The organism is Hydrocarboniclastica marina, assembly GCF_004851605.1.
GTDB classification, from domain to species: domain Bacteria; phylum Pseudomonadota; class Gammaproteobacteria; order Pseudomonadales; family Oleiphilaceae; genus Hydrocarboniclastica; species Hydrocarboniclastica marina.
This window is the reverse complement of sequence record NZ_CP031093.1, coordinates 2,178,254-2,194,200: the sequence shown is the minus strand read 5'-3', so window position 1 is coordinate 2,194,200 and position 15,947 is coordinate 2,178,254. Positions and strand designations below refer to the sequence as shown.

Here is a 15,947-nt window from a genome sequence, read left to right as displayed (position 1 = left end):
GGAGTGCTTTAATGAGAGCTTTTACTCAACACACCGGCATCGTCGCGCCTATTGACCGCGCCAATGTCGACACGGACATGATCATCCCGAAGCAGTTTCTGAAGTCCATCAAACGCACGGGTTTCGGCAAGAATCTGTTTGATGAACTGCGTTATCTGGATGAAGGGAAACCAGACCAGGACTGCAGTCAGCGTCCGCTCAACCCCGATTTTGTACTGAATCAGGCGCGCTACGGTGAGGCCAGTGTGCTGCTGGCGCGCCGTAACTTTGGCTGTGGTTCAAGCCGGGAACACGCGCCCTGGGCGCTGGAAGACTTCGGGTTCCGAGCGATTATCGCCCCAAGCTTCGCTGATATTTTCTATAACAACTGCTTTAAGAACGGCCTGTTACCCATTGTACTGGATGAAAAAACTGTCGATGAGCTTTTTGCGGAGTCGGAGGCGAACCCCGGATTCTCGCTGACTATCGATCTGGAGCGCCAGCGGGTATTGAAAGCGGACGGCACTGCACTTGCGTTTGAAGTAGACAGCTTTCGCCGTCACTGCCTGCTCAACGGGCTGGATGATATCGGCGTAACGCTCGAAGATGCCGATGCTATCCAGGCTTATGAGGCCCAGCGCCGGAAGGACGCGCCTTGGCTGTTCGATGCCTTTAAAACGCACTGACGCCAAACCTGATAATTTGCAAAGGATGGAATAATGACTTCGAAAGTACTCCTGCTTCAGGGCGACGGGATAGGGCCGGAAATTGTCACCGAGGCTGAAAAGGTCCTCAATGTCGTCAACCGGGCATTTTCGCTGGGGCTCGAATTCGAGTCTGCCCTGGTCGGCGGTGCCGCTATTGATGCCGAGGGTACGCCGCTGCCTGAGAACACCATGGCCCTTGCCCGTGAAGCTGACGCTATCCTTCTCGGTGCGGTGGGTGGCCCCAAGTGGGATTCGGTTGAAACGGCCAAACGCCCCGAGAAAGGCCTGTTGGGTCTGCGCTCCGGACTGAGCTTATTCGCCAACCTGCGGCCCGCGATTCTGTATCCTCAGCTGGCCTCAGCCTCGAGCCTTAAGCCTGAAGTCGTTTCGGGGCTTGATATTCTCATTGTGCGCGAGCTGACCGGCGGCATTTACTTCGGTCAGCCACGCGGCGTTCGAACACGCGAGGATGGCCAGCGCGAGGGGTTCAATACCTACGTTTACAGCGAATCAGAGATCGAGCGAATCGGTCGTGTGGCGTTTGAGGCGGCGCGCCAGCGTAACGGACGCCTGTGCTCTGTCGACAAGGCCAATGTGCTTGAGGTGACTGTTCTGTGGCGTGAAGTCATGGATCGGCTGGCCCCTGAGTACCCGGATGTGGAGCTGTCCCACATGTACGTCGATAACGCTGCGATGCAGCTGGTTCGCGCGCCCAAGCAGTTCGACGTAATTGTCACCGGCAACATGTTTGGTGATATCCTTTCCGACGAAGCCGCCATGCTTACAGGTTCCATTGGTATGCTGCCCTCGGCGTCGCTGGACCAGGCCAGGAAAGGGATGTACGAACCCTGCCATGGCTCCGCACCGGATATTGCCGGGCAGGGCATCGCCAATCCGCTGGCGACGATTCTGTCCGTCGCCATGATGCTGCGGTACAGCTTGCATGCTGAAGAAGCGGCATGCGCCATAGAAGCAGCCGTAAGCGCCGTGTTGGATCAGGGGCTCCGCACCCGGGACATCAACAGCGAAGGCATGCGCGAGGTCTCCACCCGGGAAATGGGTGAGGCTGTGGTGGCGGCACTTTCGCAGCACTAATGCAGCACTAACGCGGTAAGCTTGCAGCTTACCTCTATCGGCCCGGTATACCGGGATAATTCATGACCGTCCCCGTTCAGGGGCCGGCAAACGTAAGGTTCAAAGGTCGCCTGTTATGAAGCGAGTTGGACTTATTGGTTGGCGCGGCATGGTGGGCTCAGTCCTCATGCAGCGCATGCAGGAAGAAAACGATTTCGCGAACATCGAGCCCGTATTCTTTTCCACATCACAGGCCGGGCAAGCCGCCCCTGATGTAGGGAAGGACGTCCCGCCCTTGCAGGACGCGAAAGACCTCGATGTTCTGAAAACCATGGATGTCATTATCACCTGCCAGGGTGGAGACTATACCTCTGAGGTATTTGGTCCATTACGTAAAAGCGGTTGGCAGGGCTACTGGATCGATGCGGCCTCCTCCCTGCGTATGGAGCAGGAGTCCGTTATTGTCCTGGATCCGGTTAACCGGAAAGTTATTGATCAGGCTCTGGATGCTGGTCGTAAGGACTTCATTGGCGGTAACTGTACCGTCAGCCTCATGCTGATGGGCATGGGTGCGCTGCTCGAGCAGGATCTGGTCGAATGGGTCAGTCCCATGACTTACCAGGCCGCGTCCGGCGCTGGCGCCCAGAACATGCGCGAATTGATCCAGCAGATGGGGGCGTTGCGGGACAGCGTGGCGGATCTCATGAATGATCCGGCCTCGGCAATCCTCGAGATCGATCGCCAGGTATCCGAAGCCATGCGCCATGCTGACTTCCCGATCGAGAACTTTGGCGCGGCGCTCGGCGGTAGCCTCATACCCTGGATCGACCGGAAGATGGACAACGGCCAGAGCCGGGAAGAATGGAAAGCCCAGGCTGAGACCAACAAGATCCTCGGCCGCAGCGACAAGCCCATTCCCATCGACGGCATCTGCGTACGGATCGGCGCCATGCGGAGTCACAGTCAGGCCATGACCATCAAGCTCCGCAAGGATGTGCCGGTTGCCGATATCGAAGGCATACTGGCGCAGAGCAATGAGTGGGTGAAGGTTATTCCCAATGAGAAGGAAGCAACCGTCCGGGAACTGACGCCGGCCAAAGTCACGGGTACCCTGAGCGTGCCCATTGGTCGTATACGTAAGCTCAATATGGGGCCGGAGTATATCTCGGCCTTTACGGTAGGGGATCAGTTATTGTGGGGCGCTGCCGAGCCTTTGCGCCGTATGCTGGGGATTCTCCAGGAACACGGCTGATTTTCATCCGCCCGGTAAGACTCTAGACCAGGGCCCGCTTTTGAGGCTCGGCATCTGTCGAGCCTTGGACGCGGGCTTTTTTAATGCCTCCATTTTGTTGATTCTGCTTAAACGTCGACTGTACCGGGCTGTGTTGAGTCGATTTATTGATAAAACAGAGTTTATAAACAATACTTTCCGCATATAGATCAAATCCCGATTATATTCTCACGCTTTAAGCTGTAACGCTTTGAAACAGTTGCTGGTTGGGTTCACTCCTCGCACCCTGCCTCGCTGGCATGATGGCTGCTCCTCCCGTCGGGGCCGGTAGTCGTTTTAAAGAATAACGAAAGGAAAGAGCATGAAGGTACGCAAGCTTGCGGTTGCATTGGCGCTGGCGGGAACGATGGGATCTAGTCTGGCTTACGCGCTTGGACTGGGTGAAGTTACTGTCAACTCGAGTCTCAACGAACCTTTGAGCGCAGAGATTGATCTTGTCCGGCCGGGTGACCTGACCCAAGAAGAAATTGCAGCCAGCCTGGCGCCGCAAAGGGACTTCGAGCGGGTCGGCATCGAGCCCATGTTCTTCCTGAACGAAATACAGTTTAACGTGGAGAAAAACAGCCGCGGTGAGCTGGTGCTTAAGCTGACGACCCGCAAGCCCGTGCGTGAGCCCTATCTGAACTTCCTGGTAGAGGTGGCATGGCCCAGCGGTCGCCTCCTGCGTGAATACGCCTTGTTGATTGACCCGCCGGTTTTCCGTGATGGGCCGGCGGATCAGCCGGCGCCCAGAGCAGCAACTCCGGCCCTGCAAACCCGGGCTGCACCAGCCCCTTCCCAACGCAGCCAGGCGTCTTCACAGGCGCAGTCCGATGTGTCCCGGCCTCAGAGCTACGGTCCGGTAAAAGCATCCGACACCTTGTGGGGTATTGCCCAGAACATGCGTCCTGCGGACGACCTGACGCCCCAGCAAGTCATGCTGGCGATACAGGATGTGAACCCTGATGCATTCCTGTCCAATAATATTAACCTGCTGCGGGAAGGCAGTATCCTCCGCGTCCCCAGCGAGGAAACCATACGGGCCCGAACAGCGCGGGAAGCAGTTCAGCAGGTTTCGAGCCAGAACCGAAGATTCAGGCAGCAAGGCGCTCCTTCAGAGCCAGCCATTGACGCTGTGTCACGTGGCCCCGCTACAGCTTCGGCTCCAGAAGTTGTAGAGCAGGGTGATGAACTCCGGCTGGTGGCTGGCGACCTGGGAACCTCCAGCAGCGACGGTTCAAATGCCGGAGAAGCCGGCGGCGCTGGCGAAGGTCAGGCCCAGGCAAACCTGGCGATTACCCGGGAAGAACTTGATCAGACGCGCCGCGAAAACGAAGAGCTGAATAGCCGCCTTGAAGACCTGCAGTCGCAGCTAGCTGACATGCGCAGGCTTATCCAGTTACAAAGTGACCAGATGGCGTCTCTGCAGGCAATGGCAGAGGCCAACCAGGCTGCTGTCCAGTCTGATCCACAGGAGACTGATCGCCAGGCACCGCAGTCTGAGCAGGCGCCACCGGCACAGGCTCAGTCAGATCAAACTCAGCCAGAACAGACTCAGTCAGAACAGGATCAGTTGGAACAAAAAGCAACACAATCTGCCGAGCCTGCGGTCGCCGATCAATCGGATGATGCGGCTGCCTCCCCAGCACAGCACTCCCCAGCCCAGCAAGAGCCCGGTCAATCCGACGAGGTCGTAGCAGAAGAGCCTGCTGAGGTCGTGGAACCCATTCAACCGGCGGTTGGTGAAGCTCCGCAACCGAGCCCTGTGGCGGATCAGGACGCAGCGAGCGAAGAGCCCGCAGCGCCCCAGGCAGAGTCGCCGGTGGCAAGCCAGCCTGCAACGACGGGCGTCGACAGTTCAGCAGAAGAGCCCGAATCTCCGCTTGCTGCAGAGGGTATTCTTCAGAAACTGCAGAATAATCCAATCTACCAGGTGGGCGCCGGCGCCATCGCGCTAGCCCTGTTGGGCGTACTGTGGTTTCTGGCGCGCAAGAACGCCCGCCGTGAAGAGGAATTCTACGCGCAGCTGCAGTCGGAAGAAGCAGGCGCAGAACCGAAACCGGCCCAGGATGACGACCAGGCCGACGCTTTCGCTCTGGGACTGGGCGCAGGGGGAACCGATGCGCCGGAAGACGACGAAAACTTTGACGAGCGGCGTGACGCTGAAACCGCCGCGCTCCACGCGGCTCACAGCGAGGATGAAGACCCGCTGGCCGAAGCCGATGTTTACCTTGCATATGGACGCCTTGACCAGGCAGTCCAGGTTCTGGAAAACGGCATTGAGCGCGACCCGGCCCGGCAGGACATACGTCTTAAGCTTCTGGGTATCTATGCCGACAGCGGCAACGAGGAAGCGTTCGCCCGGCACATGGGCGTGCTGGAAAACAGCGAAGACGAAAACGTGATCGCCAGGGGCGAAGCGTTGCGCGAGCGTCTGGCTCAGCAGCTCGGTAGCCCGCGGGCTGATGATTTCGAATCACAGCTTCTCGGTACCGGCGATGAAAACGAATTTGACCCGTCGGTCGCGGACGGAGAGCAGCGCTCAGATTCTTGGGCTGGGTCGAACAGGGCTGACTCTGATGTTGAGACCGGCTCCGGTTCGGCAGCTGCGTTCGCCGTTCCCGAAGAAGATGCGTCAGCCAATCGCAAAGACACCCGGGATGATCTGATTGAGTATGATCTCGGCGATCTCGACTTCGAACTGGATACCGAAGAAGACGAAACGGCTGAGCACGCCCGGACGCCTGCTGACGAGGATGACCAGACGGTTGAGGACCTTGCCGGTGGTGAGGCTGAGCTAGCGGATAACCCGGCGGATGTTAGTGAGTCGGACGCCGCGGACAATGCCCGGTCAGCTTCTGGTGCTGATAACCTCGATTTTACTGAAGAAGAGCTCAGGGGCCTGGATTTTTCAGAGGAACCGGGCAATGCCACCGGCGCGCCAGATGACGAAGAGACGCTCGCATTTGATGATGAGCAACTGGCTGATCTGGATCTGTCTGACCTGGAGGGTGACAGCGCACTTGAGTCAGATGCGGACAGTTCGGTTTACACAGCCGCTGTTGATTCTCCTGAGTCGGGCGCTGACGCCTCTGAAGCGGCCGCTGAATCAGCAGGCGAAGCTGCGCCTGGAAAACCGGACGACGTAAGCACCTTTGACGAATCCTTCCTCGATGAGCTGGATGCCGAGCTTGAGAAAGTAACGCGCGATGAAGGTGAAGATTTTGGCACTGATGGGCTGGGGAATGGCCTCGATGAGCGCCTGGATCGCGATGCCGATATTGATGACCTTGAGCTGGACGTCAGCGATGAAGACCTCGCGTTCATTGAGGAAGTCTCGGGCGGCAGTGACTCGGCGTCAGGTATTGAGCCTCCGATTGCCGACGCGGCTGACGAACAGACTGACGAAGAAGAATCGCTGGATTTCGATCTTGAAGATGCGGCTTCACTGGGCGAGACAGCTGATTCTGAGCCTGAGCCAGAGATAGCCAATGATCGCGTTGACGAGGTGCCGGAAGCGACAGGAAGCGCACAGGAAGGCGACCTTGAAGGCTTCGATGACAGTCTGCTGGACGTAAACGAATCTGATTTCACTGATTTGAGTGAAGATGACATTGGCGACGATGATGACTTCGGTTTCCTGGACGGCGCCGATGAGGCCGCTACGAAGCTCGACCTCGCCCGGGCTTACTTCGAAATGGGTGATGCAGAGGGAGCCAGGGATATCCTTGAGGAAGTTATAAGCGAGGGCAGCGACAGCCAGAAAGCTGAGGCGCAGGAGCTACTCGGAAAGCTTTCCTGAAGAAGTACACGGGCTAAGTTGGTATAATGCTGGGCTTTGATACTGCTGACCAGGGTTAAGCCGACTTGCTCCAAATCATGCCTGAACTCACGACCAGTCCGCCTGTCGGTGCTGGTCGTGTTGCGTTAACGCTCGAATATGATGGCAGCCGGTTTCATGGCTGGCAGTACCAGAAAAGCGGTATTCCCTCTGTTGCGGGAGATCTCGCCCGCGCGGTCGGCCACGTAGCTGATCACCCCGTTGAGCTGGTCTGTGCAGGCCGCACAGATGCAGGCGTGCACGCAAGCTACCAAGTGGTGCATTTCGATACCCCGGTGAATCGTTCCCTCAGAGCGTGGGTGCTGGGTATCAACTCAGCACTACCCGATGACATCGCCGTACACTGGGCCGGTAATGTTCCGTCGGACTTTCATGCCCGTTTTTCCGCCCGGACCCGGCGCTACCGTTATCTGATCTTCAATCACAGCGTACGTCCCGCGCTTTACCGCAATCAGGTCAGCTGGAGTTTTCGACCACTCGACGAAGCGCGCATGGCCGAGGCCGCAACCTGTCTGATCGGCGAGCACGACTTCTCATCATTTCGAGCAGCGGGCTGCCAGTCCAATTCGCCCAACCGGTGCGTATCCGATATCAGGATCTGGCGTCAGGGCTCATTCGTTGTAATTGATATATCGGCCAATGCGTTTTTACACCACATGGTCCGCAACATCGCGGGCTCACTCATTGCTGTTGGTACCGGTAAGGAGTCAGTTTCGTGGCTGAAAGAGGTGCTGGAATCCCGTGACCGTACGCAAGCAGCCGTGACAGCACCCGCCGGAGGTCTGTATCTGGTGGACGTGCAATACCCTGATTTTCCCCAGGTGCCGCGTCCTGCCATTGGTCCCAGTCTCTTGCAGGGGTGGGGCGCGGACTAAAAGGTCTAAAACAAGCCCAAAGGCGTAGCCTCTGAAAACAGAGGCTACAAAAAGGGAAACGACGAATTGCCTCGGCCTGTTTCTGTTTTTGGCGGCGCCCTTCGGCTAGTTTTCCCGCTCGCTCCGTAGCAATGGCTCATCAAAGCCGCCACAATGGGCTAAGACAGGGCTTGTGCAAAAAGCAGTTGGGTCAAGAAAGAGGTTCCATGAGCCGCACCCGAATCAAAATATGTGGAATAACCCGGCCGGAGGACGCCGCGGCCGCCACGGCTCTCGGAGCCGACGCCCTTGGGTTGGTCTTCTATGAGCAGAGCCCGCGGAGCGTTACCATTGGGCAGGCGCTTTCTATCTGCCGAGCAGTATCCCCTTTTGTGTCGCTGGTGGGCCTATTCGTTAATCCGCGTGCGGAGTACGTCCGTCAGGTACTGGCGGCGGTTCCTCTCGGCTGGCTGCAGTTTCACGGTGATGAGTCCGAGGCGTTCTGCGAACAGTTCGAGCGGCCCTATATCAAGGCCATCCGCGTACGGAGTGCTGATTGCGTCGCGGTCGGGTATCAGCAGTTCAGAACCGCAGCCGGGCTGCTTGTCGATGCCTTCGACCCTGGGCTCTATGGCGGGACGGGCCAGGTGTTCAACTGGGCATTACTGCCGGACGAGCGGCCGAGCCCTTTGGTTCTCGCCGGTGGCCTGACACCAGACAATGTCGCGCAGGCGGTCAGGCAGGTTCGCCCCTGGGCAGTGGATGTCAGCGGCGGAGTTGAAGCCGCGAAAGGCGTGAAAGATCCGGAAAAAATACGGCATTTTATAGAGGGAGTGCTTAGTGCCCATGAAAATGACTGACGAAATGCTGGCAGCCCTGCCCGACGCGCGGGGACACTTCGGCAACTATGGCGGACGATTCGTATCGGAAACGCTGTTTGATTCCCTGGAGGTTCTTGACCGGGAGTACCGTCGCCTCAAGGCTGATCCGGAATTCCAGGCGCAGATTGATAAGGACCTGCAGGACTACGTGGGTCGGCCATCACCTCTTTATCTGGCGGAACGGCTGACCCGCGAGGTGGGTGGCGCCCAGATCTGGCTGAAGCGTGAAGACCTCAACCACACGGGCTCCCACAAGGTGAACAATACGGTGGGTCAGGCGCTACTGGCCAAGTTTTTGGGCAAGCCTCGTATAATCGCAGAGACAGGGGCAGGGCAGCACGGGGTGGCAACAGCGACAATAGCCGCCCGCCTGGGCCTCAAGTGCAAGGTATTCATGGGCGCCGATGATGTTCAGCGGCAGTCTCTCAACGTGTTCCGGATGAAACTCCTTGGGGCAGAAGTACAGGCGGTCGACAGCGGCACGCGCACGTTAAAAGACGCCATGAATGAAGCCATGCGCGACTGGGTGACCAACGTGGACGACACGTTCTACATCATTGGTACCGTTGCCGGCCCTCATCCTTACCCCATGCTGGTCCGGGATTTTCAGGCGGTCATAGGACGCGAAACCCGTGCCCAGCATCTGGAAAAAACCGGCAAGTTGCCTGACGCGCTCGTAGCTTGTGTCGGTGGCGGCTCCAACGCGATTGGCTTGTTCTACCCCTTCATGCAGGATGAGTCTGTGGAGATGTACGGGGTAGAAGCAGGCGGTGAAGGCATAGAAACCGGTCGTCATGCTGCCCCCCTCAACGCCGGCAGACCGGGAGTGTTGCATGGCAATCGTACTTATCTGATGGAAGACGAAGACGGTCAGATTGCCGGGACCCATTCAATCTCCGCGGGGTTGGACTATCCCGGCGTAGGGCCCGAGCACGCGTGGCTGAAGGATATCGGCAGGGCAAAGTATGTCTCGGTTACGGACGACGAAGCCCTGGACGGGTTCGGCAAGCTGACGCGCATTGAAGGCATCTTGCCAGCACTGGAAAGCGCACACGCTGTAGCCTATGGCGTTAAACTGGCAGCACAGATGAGACCGGACCAGTCGATTGTCATCAACGTCTCGGGGCGCGGCGACAAGGACATCCAGACAATTGCCCAACACTACAATATCGAGCTGTAACGCCGGCGCAGCCCCGTCGTTTTGCAACCCGAGCACAACATTGAATGAGGTCAGTTGAGTGAGCCGAATCGAGGCAACCCTGAAACAGTTGAAGTCCGAGGGCCGAAAGGCCCTTATACCGTATGTGACCGCCGGCGACCCCAATCCCGAGGAAACCGTGGCGATCATGCATACTCTTGTAGGCAGTGGGGCGGATATTATTGAACTCGGGGTGCCGTTTTCCGATCCGATGGCGGATGGACCCGTCATTCAGCTCGCCTGTGAGCGGGCGCTGAAGAATGGCTGTACGTTGCGTAAGGTTCTGGATATGGTCGCAGCGTTCCGGCGGGACGATAGTAGAACGCCTGTGGTTCTGATGGGCTACCTCAATCCCATCGAAGCCATGGGCCAGCAGGCATTCGTAAACGCGGCTGCTGAAGCGGGCGTGGATGGGCTGCTGACAGTGGATCTGCCACCGGAAGAAGCCGATACGCTGATTCCCCAGCTCAAGGCGAAGGGGCTTGATGCTATATTCCTGATATCGCCGACTACCACGGATGCGCGGATCAGCAGTATCAGCGAGCACAGCTCCGGCTATGTGTACTATGTCTCTTTCAAGGGAATAACCGGTGCAGGCGGCCTCAACGCAGAGGAAGTCGCTGAGCGCGTGGCCAACATTCACAAGCTCACAGCACTACCAGTCGGCGTGGGCTTTGGTATCCGCGATGCCGAAAGCGCCCAGGCCATTGGCCGGGTATCCGATGGTGTAATTGTCGGCAGCGTTATCGTCGATACAATTGCTCGGAACCAGGGAGGCGGCAGGGCCCTGCACGAGGCCCTCGACGCGCTTCTCAAGCCAATGCGGACGGCATTGGATCAGCTATAGGCTGAGTGAGCCCGACTGACCCGAATACAAAAACAGGTATCCAAGCATGAGCAGCTGGCTGGACAAGATTATGCCGGGCATGATTCGCTCGGAAACGCGGCAGCGAGGCAACGTGCCGGAAGGTCTCTGGAAGAAGTGCCCGAAGTGCGCGGCCTTTCTCTATCGCCCGGAGCTGGAGCGCAATAAGGAAGTGTGTCCGAAGTGCGAACATCACTTCCGCCTGCCCGCCCGTAAACGGCTCGACAGCTTCCTCGATGCTGAGGGCCGTGAGGAGATTGCTGCAGATCTTGAGCCGTACGACCGGTTAAAGTTCAAAGACACCAAGCGCTACAAGGAACGGTTGAGCCAGAACCAGAAGGCTACCGGTGAGAAAGATGCCCTGGTGGCGATGAAGGGCTATCTCCATGGTTTGCCGGTGGTCTGCGTGGCATTCGAGTTCAATTTCATGGGCGGCTCGATGGGGGTCGTGGTCGGCGAGAAGTTTGTCCAGGCCTGTAACGTCGCCATGGAGGAGCGCATTCCCCTGCTGTGTTTCGCAGCCAGTGGCGGTGCACGGATGCAGGAGGCCATCCTTTCATTGATGCAGATGTCCAAGACTGCGGCAGCACTGGAGCGCATGAAACAACAGGGTATTCCCTACATTTCGGTGCTGACCGATCCCGTTTTTGGCGGCGTTTCAGCGAGTCTTGCGATGCTGGGCGATCTGAACGTAGCGGAACCTAATGCGCTGATCGGGTTCGCCGGTCCGCGCGTAATCGAACAGACAGTACGCGAGAAGTTGCCGGAAGGGTTCCAGCGCAGTGAGTTTCTTCTGGAACACGGCGCAATCGATATGATTGTCACTCGGCATGAACTGCGCGAACGTATGGCTCGTATTCTGGCAAAGCTGTCCGGGCTTCCCGAACCGGATATTCAGCCCGAAGAGCCCCAGGCACCCATTGAGGTCCCCGATGCCCCAGAGGCCTGAAAGCGGGGCGAGCCTGGACACCTGGCTTGGCTATCTTGAGCAACTGCATGTTCGCGAGATAGAACTGGGTCTCGACCGGGTAATGCTGGTGTACCGGAAACTGTTCCGTGGTGCCATGTCTTCCCGTGTGATCACGGTTGCGGGGACCAACGGCAAAGGTACAACAGTTGCTGCGCTGGACGCATTGTTGCGGTCCCAGGGCCGACATACCGGGACTTACACGTCACCACACCTCCACCGTTATAACGAGCGCATCTGCATAGACGGGGAACCGGTGAGCGATGCCGGGATAGTGGCCGCTTTTGAGGAAGTCGAGGACGCCCGGGGCAACACCAGCCTGACCTACTTTGAATTCGGCACGCTGGCAGCGCTTGTGGTCTTTAGGGACGCGGCGCCTGACGATCTGATTCTCGAGATCGGCCTTGGCGGTCGCCTGGATGCGGTCAATATCGTCGATCCCGACCTGGCCATCATCACGACAATCGGCGTGGATCACGTGGACTGGCTGGGTAACGACCGGGAAACCATCGCGTTCGAGAAAGCGGGCATACTGCGTCCCGGGATCCCCGCGCTGTACGGCGAGGATGACATCCCCAAAGCTATCATCCAGCAGGCCCGGGCCCAGAGGGTGGGCTTGCGGAAGCTCGGTGTGGAGTTCGGTTGGGCTGATCCGGGTCGCAAGCAGATATTCTACGAGTTCGAAGGTGAGAGACGTCAGGTTTTGCTGCCTGTGACAGATATTCCCGAGAATAGCGCCATGAATGCTGTGCAGGCACTGGCGCTGCTCGGTGTTGATCCCGGCCAGGTTGACCTGGGCGTGTTGTCGAGACTCAGCGTCCCGGGACGATTCGAGGTTATCGGTTCCGAGCCGGAAATCATTGTGGACGTTGCCCATAACCCGCATGCGGCGCGCTGGCTGGCCGAACGTCTTGCAGTATCTCAAACAAGCCCCGGGAGTAATACGCTGGCCGTTTACGCAGGGCTGGCGGACAAAGACAGTCTTGGGGTGATCCAGGCGTTGAAGACCGTGGTCGACCACTGGTTTCTCGCGGGGCTCATTGCGCCCCGCGGGCTCTCCGGGGCCGAACTCGCTGAACGCGTGGCCTCGGAGATAGAAGAGCACTACCAGGTCTGCCAAACCATTGAAGAAGCGCTGGAGTCGGCGTTGGCAGTGGCTCGTCCTGTCGACCGGATTCTGCTATTCGGCTCTTTCATTACTGTCGCGCAGGCCCGTCAGCTGGTTTGAAAAGCAGCCACTGGCCACTGGTCAAAGCCCACGTTACACTGCCTGCGTTTTTATTGGCTTAGAGGATGATTTGTGGACGGATTTAAGCAACGCCTGGTTGGTGCGCTGGTTCTGATTTCCCTGGCTGTTATCTTCGTTCCGATGCTGCTCGACGAGCCTCATGAAGAGCGCGCTACCCGGACCATAGAGATTCCTCAGGAGCCGGATTTTCCGGAAGTTCGCATTGAGCCGGTCGAGCCCCCTGAGTTTGACGATCCTATCGCGACAGTCCCGAAGCCGGACGCGCCGCCTCTGAGCACCGGTCGCGAGCAGAGCGAGGTGCCCGTTGAGCCCATGTCTGCCGAACGCCGGATCCCTTCTCCGGACCGCACCCAGCAATCCGGCCCCTCTGCGGCCGGTTCCGCTGCGCAGCAGGCTGAGTCCGAGGCCAGGGATGCAGCTCAGGCACAGTCAAGCGAGACTCCACCGCCGGCCCGGGCGATTGCTGAGCCCGAGGCAGTTCCATCGCAACCGGCGCCGCAGCAGCAGGCAAGTACACCAGCTGCGGGAGGCTACCTTGTCCAATTAGGAAGTTTCAGCAGCCAGAGCAATGCCGCAGGGTTAAAGGACTCGGTCACAACGGCCGGTTTTTCGGCCCACACGGTCGCTGTCGAAAGCGACGGTAAGACATTTACCCGGGTTTTTGCCGGCCCGTTCCCGGATAAGGATGCAGCGGCCTCCGCCAAGCAGGAAATCGACAGTAAATTCGGCTTGAACTCCCTCGTCATCGTTAACGATTAGGGTCCGCCAGGACGACACGCAAGCCGAACTTCTGCTAGAATTCGGCATGTTCTGAATGGCGTAAGGCCCAAACCCTCCAGCTCCGGCAGTTGCAAGTCCCGTAAGTTGAGTCAGAGGTCCCCAGGTGTGTATTAAATGTCCACGTTGATCTGGGTAGACTGGGTCATAATCGCGATCGTTTCGATCTCGACGCTTGTCAGCCTTAAGCGCGGTTTCGTCAAAGAGGCCTTGTCGCTGGTCATCTGGGTCGCAGCATTCATTATCGCCCGTACGTTTCATCCCCATCTGCAGACGTTGTTAATCGGCACGATTGAAACCGAGTCTGTCCGGCTCATCGCGGCATTTGGGATTCTGTTCATTGGCACGCTCATAGTCGGGGCTATCATATCCAACCTGGTTGGAGCTCTGGTGCGACTTACCGGCCTGACTGCAACTGACCGGGTGCTGGGTATGGCTTTCGGACTCGCACGGGGCGTTGTTGTGGTGGTGGTGGCGGTGGCGTTGCTGCGCTACACACCCGTGACGCAGGATACCTGGTGGCGTACTTCGCCCCTGATCCAGCAGGCAACGATGATTGAACAGTGGACCCGGAGGACTTTCGGGAGTGAGCTGCAGAGTCTGCCGCCGACTCCCTCGCAAGTGAACACCGGGCCCGTCGGATGAGAGAGCTTGGCCTTCGCGCCACAGGCTTTCGTCCAGAACTATCACCCTATTCATCTGTCGTAGGCTGCGAGCTTTCGGCCCGATCTCATCATTATTTGACGGAGTAACCACCTCACATGTGCGGAATTGTTGGTATCGTCGGCACGTCCAACGTCAATCAGACGCTCTATGATGCGTTGACCGTGCTCCAGCACCGGGGTCAGGATGCAGCGGGCATAGTGACATTTGAAAACGAGCGTTTTTTTCTGCGTAAGGACAACGGGCTGGTGCGGGATGTTTTCCGCACCCGGCATATGCGTCGCCTGGTCGGCAATGTAGGGATAGGGCATGTGCGGTACCCAACAGCGGGGTCGTCCAGCTCAGCCGAGGCACAGCCTTTCTACGTCAACAGCCCGTACGGCATAACGCTGGCACACAACGGCAACCTGACCAATGCTGTCGACCTCAGCCAGGATCTGTTTCGGACAGATCTGCGCCATATCAACACGACCTCTGACTCAGAAGTGCTGCTTAACGTTTTCGCCCACGAGCTCCAGAAGCAGGGCAAGTTGTCGCCAACGAAGGATGAGATCTTCACTGCAGTGCGCGCCGTACACAAGCGTTGCCGAGGCGCCTACGCTGTTATCGCGATGATCACCGGCTATGGCATTGTCGGCTTCCGGGATCCCAATGGCATCCGTCCAGCGTGCTACGGCGTGAAGGAGACGCCTGAGGGCAACGAATACATGATCGCCTCTGAAAGCGTGGCGCTGACGGCCTCGGGCTTTCGCGTAATACGGGACATTGCGCCCGGGGAAGCCGTGTACGTCGAGACCGACGGCAAGCTTTACACCGAGCAGTGTGCCGAAAATCCCGAATTGCACCCGTGCCTGTTCGAGCAGGTCTACTTTGCGCGCCCCGACAGCATCATCGACGGTATCTCTGTCTATAAGGCCCGACTGCGGATGGGTGAAACCCTCGCCGAGAAAGTGCTGCGTGAGTTTCCCGAGCACGACATCGATGTGGTTATCCCCATTCCCGACACCAGCCGCACCTCTGCGCTGCAGCTGGCGCACCGGCTGGGAGTCAAGTTCCGCGAAGGCTTTATCAAGAACCGTTATATCGGCCGTACCTTCATCATGCCCGGCCAGAAGATGCGCAAAAAGTCTGTACGCCAGAAACTGAGCCCGATTGATCTCGAATTCCGGGGCAAGAACGTTCTTTTGGTGGATGATTCCATCGTTCGTGGCACCACCTGCAAGGAAATCGTGCAGATGGCGCGGGACGCGGGCGCGGCCAAGGTCTATTTTGCCTCTGCAGCGCCCCCTGTCCGCTTTCCCAATGTCTACGGCATAGACATGCCCGCCGCAAGTGAGCTGATTGCCCATAACCGGTCCGTCGAGGAAATCGGCAAGCTGATCGGCGCCGACTGGCTGGTCTACCAGGACCTCGAAGATCTGGTGATGTGCGCCAGAGAGGGCAATACTGACGTTGAAACCTTCGAATGTTCGGTCTTCGACGGCAAGTACATCACCGGCGACGTCGATCAGGAATATCTGAATCGCCTGGAAGACCTGCGAGGAGATAAGACCGAGTTCCTCAAGGGCAGCGAGCTCCGCGCCGACAATGAGATTCTCGACCTGCACAACGACGAGTAGACA

The 15,947-nt window shown here is 58.2% G+C and carries 13 protein-coding genes; all 13 read left to right on the top strand.

The window, feature by feature from the left end:
• The first annotated feature begins 11 nt into the window (after positions 1-11).
• The 13 genes from leuD to purF all read left to right on the top strand — a co-directional run bounded on the left by leuD (position 12) and on the right by purF (position 15,944).
• Positions 12-665: a 3-isopropylmalate dehydratase small subunit gene (gene leuD, locus soil367_RS09800; protein WP_136548934.1), complete on the top strand. Its 654-nt coding sequence runs from the start codon at positions 12-14 to the stop codon at positions 663-665.
• Positions 666-698: 33 nt separating this feature from the next.
• Positions 699-1,781, top strand: a complete 1,083-nt coding sequence (leuB, locus tag soil367_RS09795; protein ID WP_136548933.1) for a 3-isopropylmalate dehydrogenase — start codon at positions 699-701, stop codon at positions 1,779-1,781.
• 115 nt (positions 1,782-1,896) lie between these two features.
• A complete protein-coding gene (asd, locus tag soil367_RS09790; protein WP_136548932.1) occupies positions 1,897-3,012 on the top strand; it encodes an aspartate-semialdehyde dehydrogenase in 1,116 nt (371 codons plus the stop codon).
• A gap of 340 nt (positions 3,013-3,352) precedes the next feature.
• Positions 3,353-6,832, top strand: a complete 3,480-nt coding sequence (locus soil367_RS09785; RefSeq protein ID WP_136548931.1) for a FimV/HubP family polar landmark protein — start codon at positions 3,353-3,355, stop codon at positions 6,830-6,832.
• Between the two features lie 77 nt (positions 6,833-6,909).
• Complete coding sequence (gene truA / locus soil367_RS09780) at positions 6,910-7,746, top strand: tRNA pseudouridine(38-40) synthase TruA (RefSeq protein WP_136548930.1); 837 nt, start codon at positions 6,910-6,912, stop codon at positions 7,744-7,746.
• A 206-nt stretch (positions 7,747-7,952) separates the two neighbouring features.
• The gene (locus tag soil367_RS09775; RefSeq protein ID WP_136548929.1) at positions 7,953-8,585 is read left to right on the top strand and encodes a phosphoribosylanthranilate isomerase; all 633 of its coding nucleotides are present in this window, start codon (positions 7,953-7,955) and stop codon (positions 8,583-8,585) included.
• On the top strand, positions 8,572-9,786 hold the full coding sequence (trpB, locus tag soil367_RS09770) for a tryptophan synthase subunit beta (RefSeq protein WP_216642705.1): 1,215 nt from the start codon (positions 8,572-8,574) through the stop codon (positions 9,784-9,786). Before soil367_RS09775 ends, trpB begins: the two co-directional genes overlap by 14 nt.
• 58 nt (positions 9,787-9,844) lie before the next feature.
• Entirely contained in the window at positions 9,845-10,651 is an 807-nt protein-coding gene (gene trpA / locus soil367_RS09765; RefSeq protein WP_136548928.1) for a tryptophan synthase subunit alpha, read from the top strand.
• Positions 10,652-10,697: 46 nt separating this feature from the next.
• Entirely contained in the window at positions 10,698-11,618 is a 921-nt protein-coding gene (gene accD / locus soil367_RS09760; RefSeq protein WP_136548927.1) for an acetyl-CoA carboxylase, carboxyltransferase subunit beta, read from the top strand.
• Positions 11,602-12,864 carry a bifunctional tetrahydrofolate synthase/dihydrofolate synthase gene (gene folC, locus soil367_RS09755; RefSeq protein ID WP_136548926.1) on the top strand — a complete coding sequence of 421 codons (1,263 nt, stop codon included), beginning with the start codon at positions 11,602-11,604 and terminating at the stop codon, positions 12,862-12,864. The genes accD and folC overlap by 17 nt, the downstream gene beginning before the upstream one ends.
• A gap of 72 nt (positions 12,865-12,936) precedes the next feature.
• Positions 12,937-13,644, top strand: a complete 708-nt coding sequence (locus soil367_RS09750; protein WP_136548925.1) for an SPOR domain-containing protein — start codon at positions 12,937-12,939, stop codon at positions 13,642-13,644.
• 135 nt (positions 13,645-13,779) lie between these two features.
• Positions 13,780-14,307: a CvpA family protein gene (locus soil367_RS09745; RefSeq protein ID WP_136548924.1), complete on the top strand. Its 528-nt coding sequence runs from the start codon at positions 13,780-13,782 to the stop codon at positions 14,305-14,307.
• Positions 14,308-14,423: 116 nt separating this feature from the next.
• A complete protein-coding gene (gene purF / locus soil367_RS09740; RefSeq protein ID WP_136548923.1) occupies positions 14,424-15,944 on the top strand; it encodes an amidophosphoribosyltransferase in 1,521 nt (506 codons plus the stop codon).
• The last annotated feature ends 3 nt before the right edge of the window (positions 15,945-15,947 follow it).

Excerpts from the sequence above, each read along its gene's own strand:
- leuD (WP_136548934.1), top strand. The coding sequence starts at position 12 with ATGAGAGCTTTTACTCAACACACCGGCATCGTCGCGCCTATTGACCGC.
- leuB (WP_136548933.1), top strand. The coding sequence starts at position 699 with ATGACTTCGAAAGTACTCCTGCTTCAGGGCGACGGGATAGGGCCGGAA.
- asd (WP_136548932.1), top strand. The coding sequence starts at position 1,897 with ATGAAGCGAGTTGGACTTATTGGTTGGCGCGGCATGGTGGGCTCAGTC.
- soil367_RS09785 (WP_136548931.1), top strand. The coding sequence starts at position 3,353 with ATGAAGGTACGCAAGCTTGCGGTTGCATTGGCGCTGGCGGGAACGATG.
- truA (WP_136548930.1), top strand. The coding sequence starts at position 6,910 with ATGCCTGAACTCACGACCAGTCCGCCTGTCGGTGCTGGTCGTGTTGCG.
- soil367_RS09775 (WP_136548929.1), top strand. The coding sequence starts at position 7,953 with ATGAGCCGCACCCGAATCAAAATATGTGGAATAACCCGGCCGGAGGAC.
- trpB (WP_216642705.1), top strand. The coding sequence starts at position 8,572 with ATGAAAATGACTGACGAAATGCTGGCAGCCCTGCCCGACGCGCGGGGA.
- accD (WP_136548927.1), top strand. The coding sequence starts at position 10,698 with ATGAGCAGCTGGCTGGACAAGATTATGCCGGGCATGATTCGCTCGGAA.
- folC (WP_136548926.1), top strand. The coding sequence starts at position 11,602 with ATGCCCCAGAGGCCTGAAAGCGGGGCGAGCCTGGACACCTGGCTTGGC.
- soil367_RS09745 (WP_136548924.1), top strand. The coding sequence starts at position 13,780 with ATGTCCACGTTGATCTGGGTAGACTGGGTCATAATCGCGATCGTTTCG.
- purF (WP_136548923.1), top strand. The coding sequence starts at position 14,424 with ATGTGCGGAATTGTTGGTATCGTCGGCACGTCCAACGTCAATCAGACG.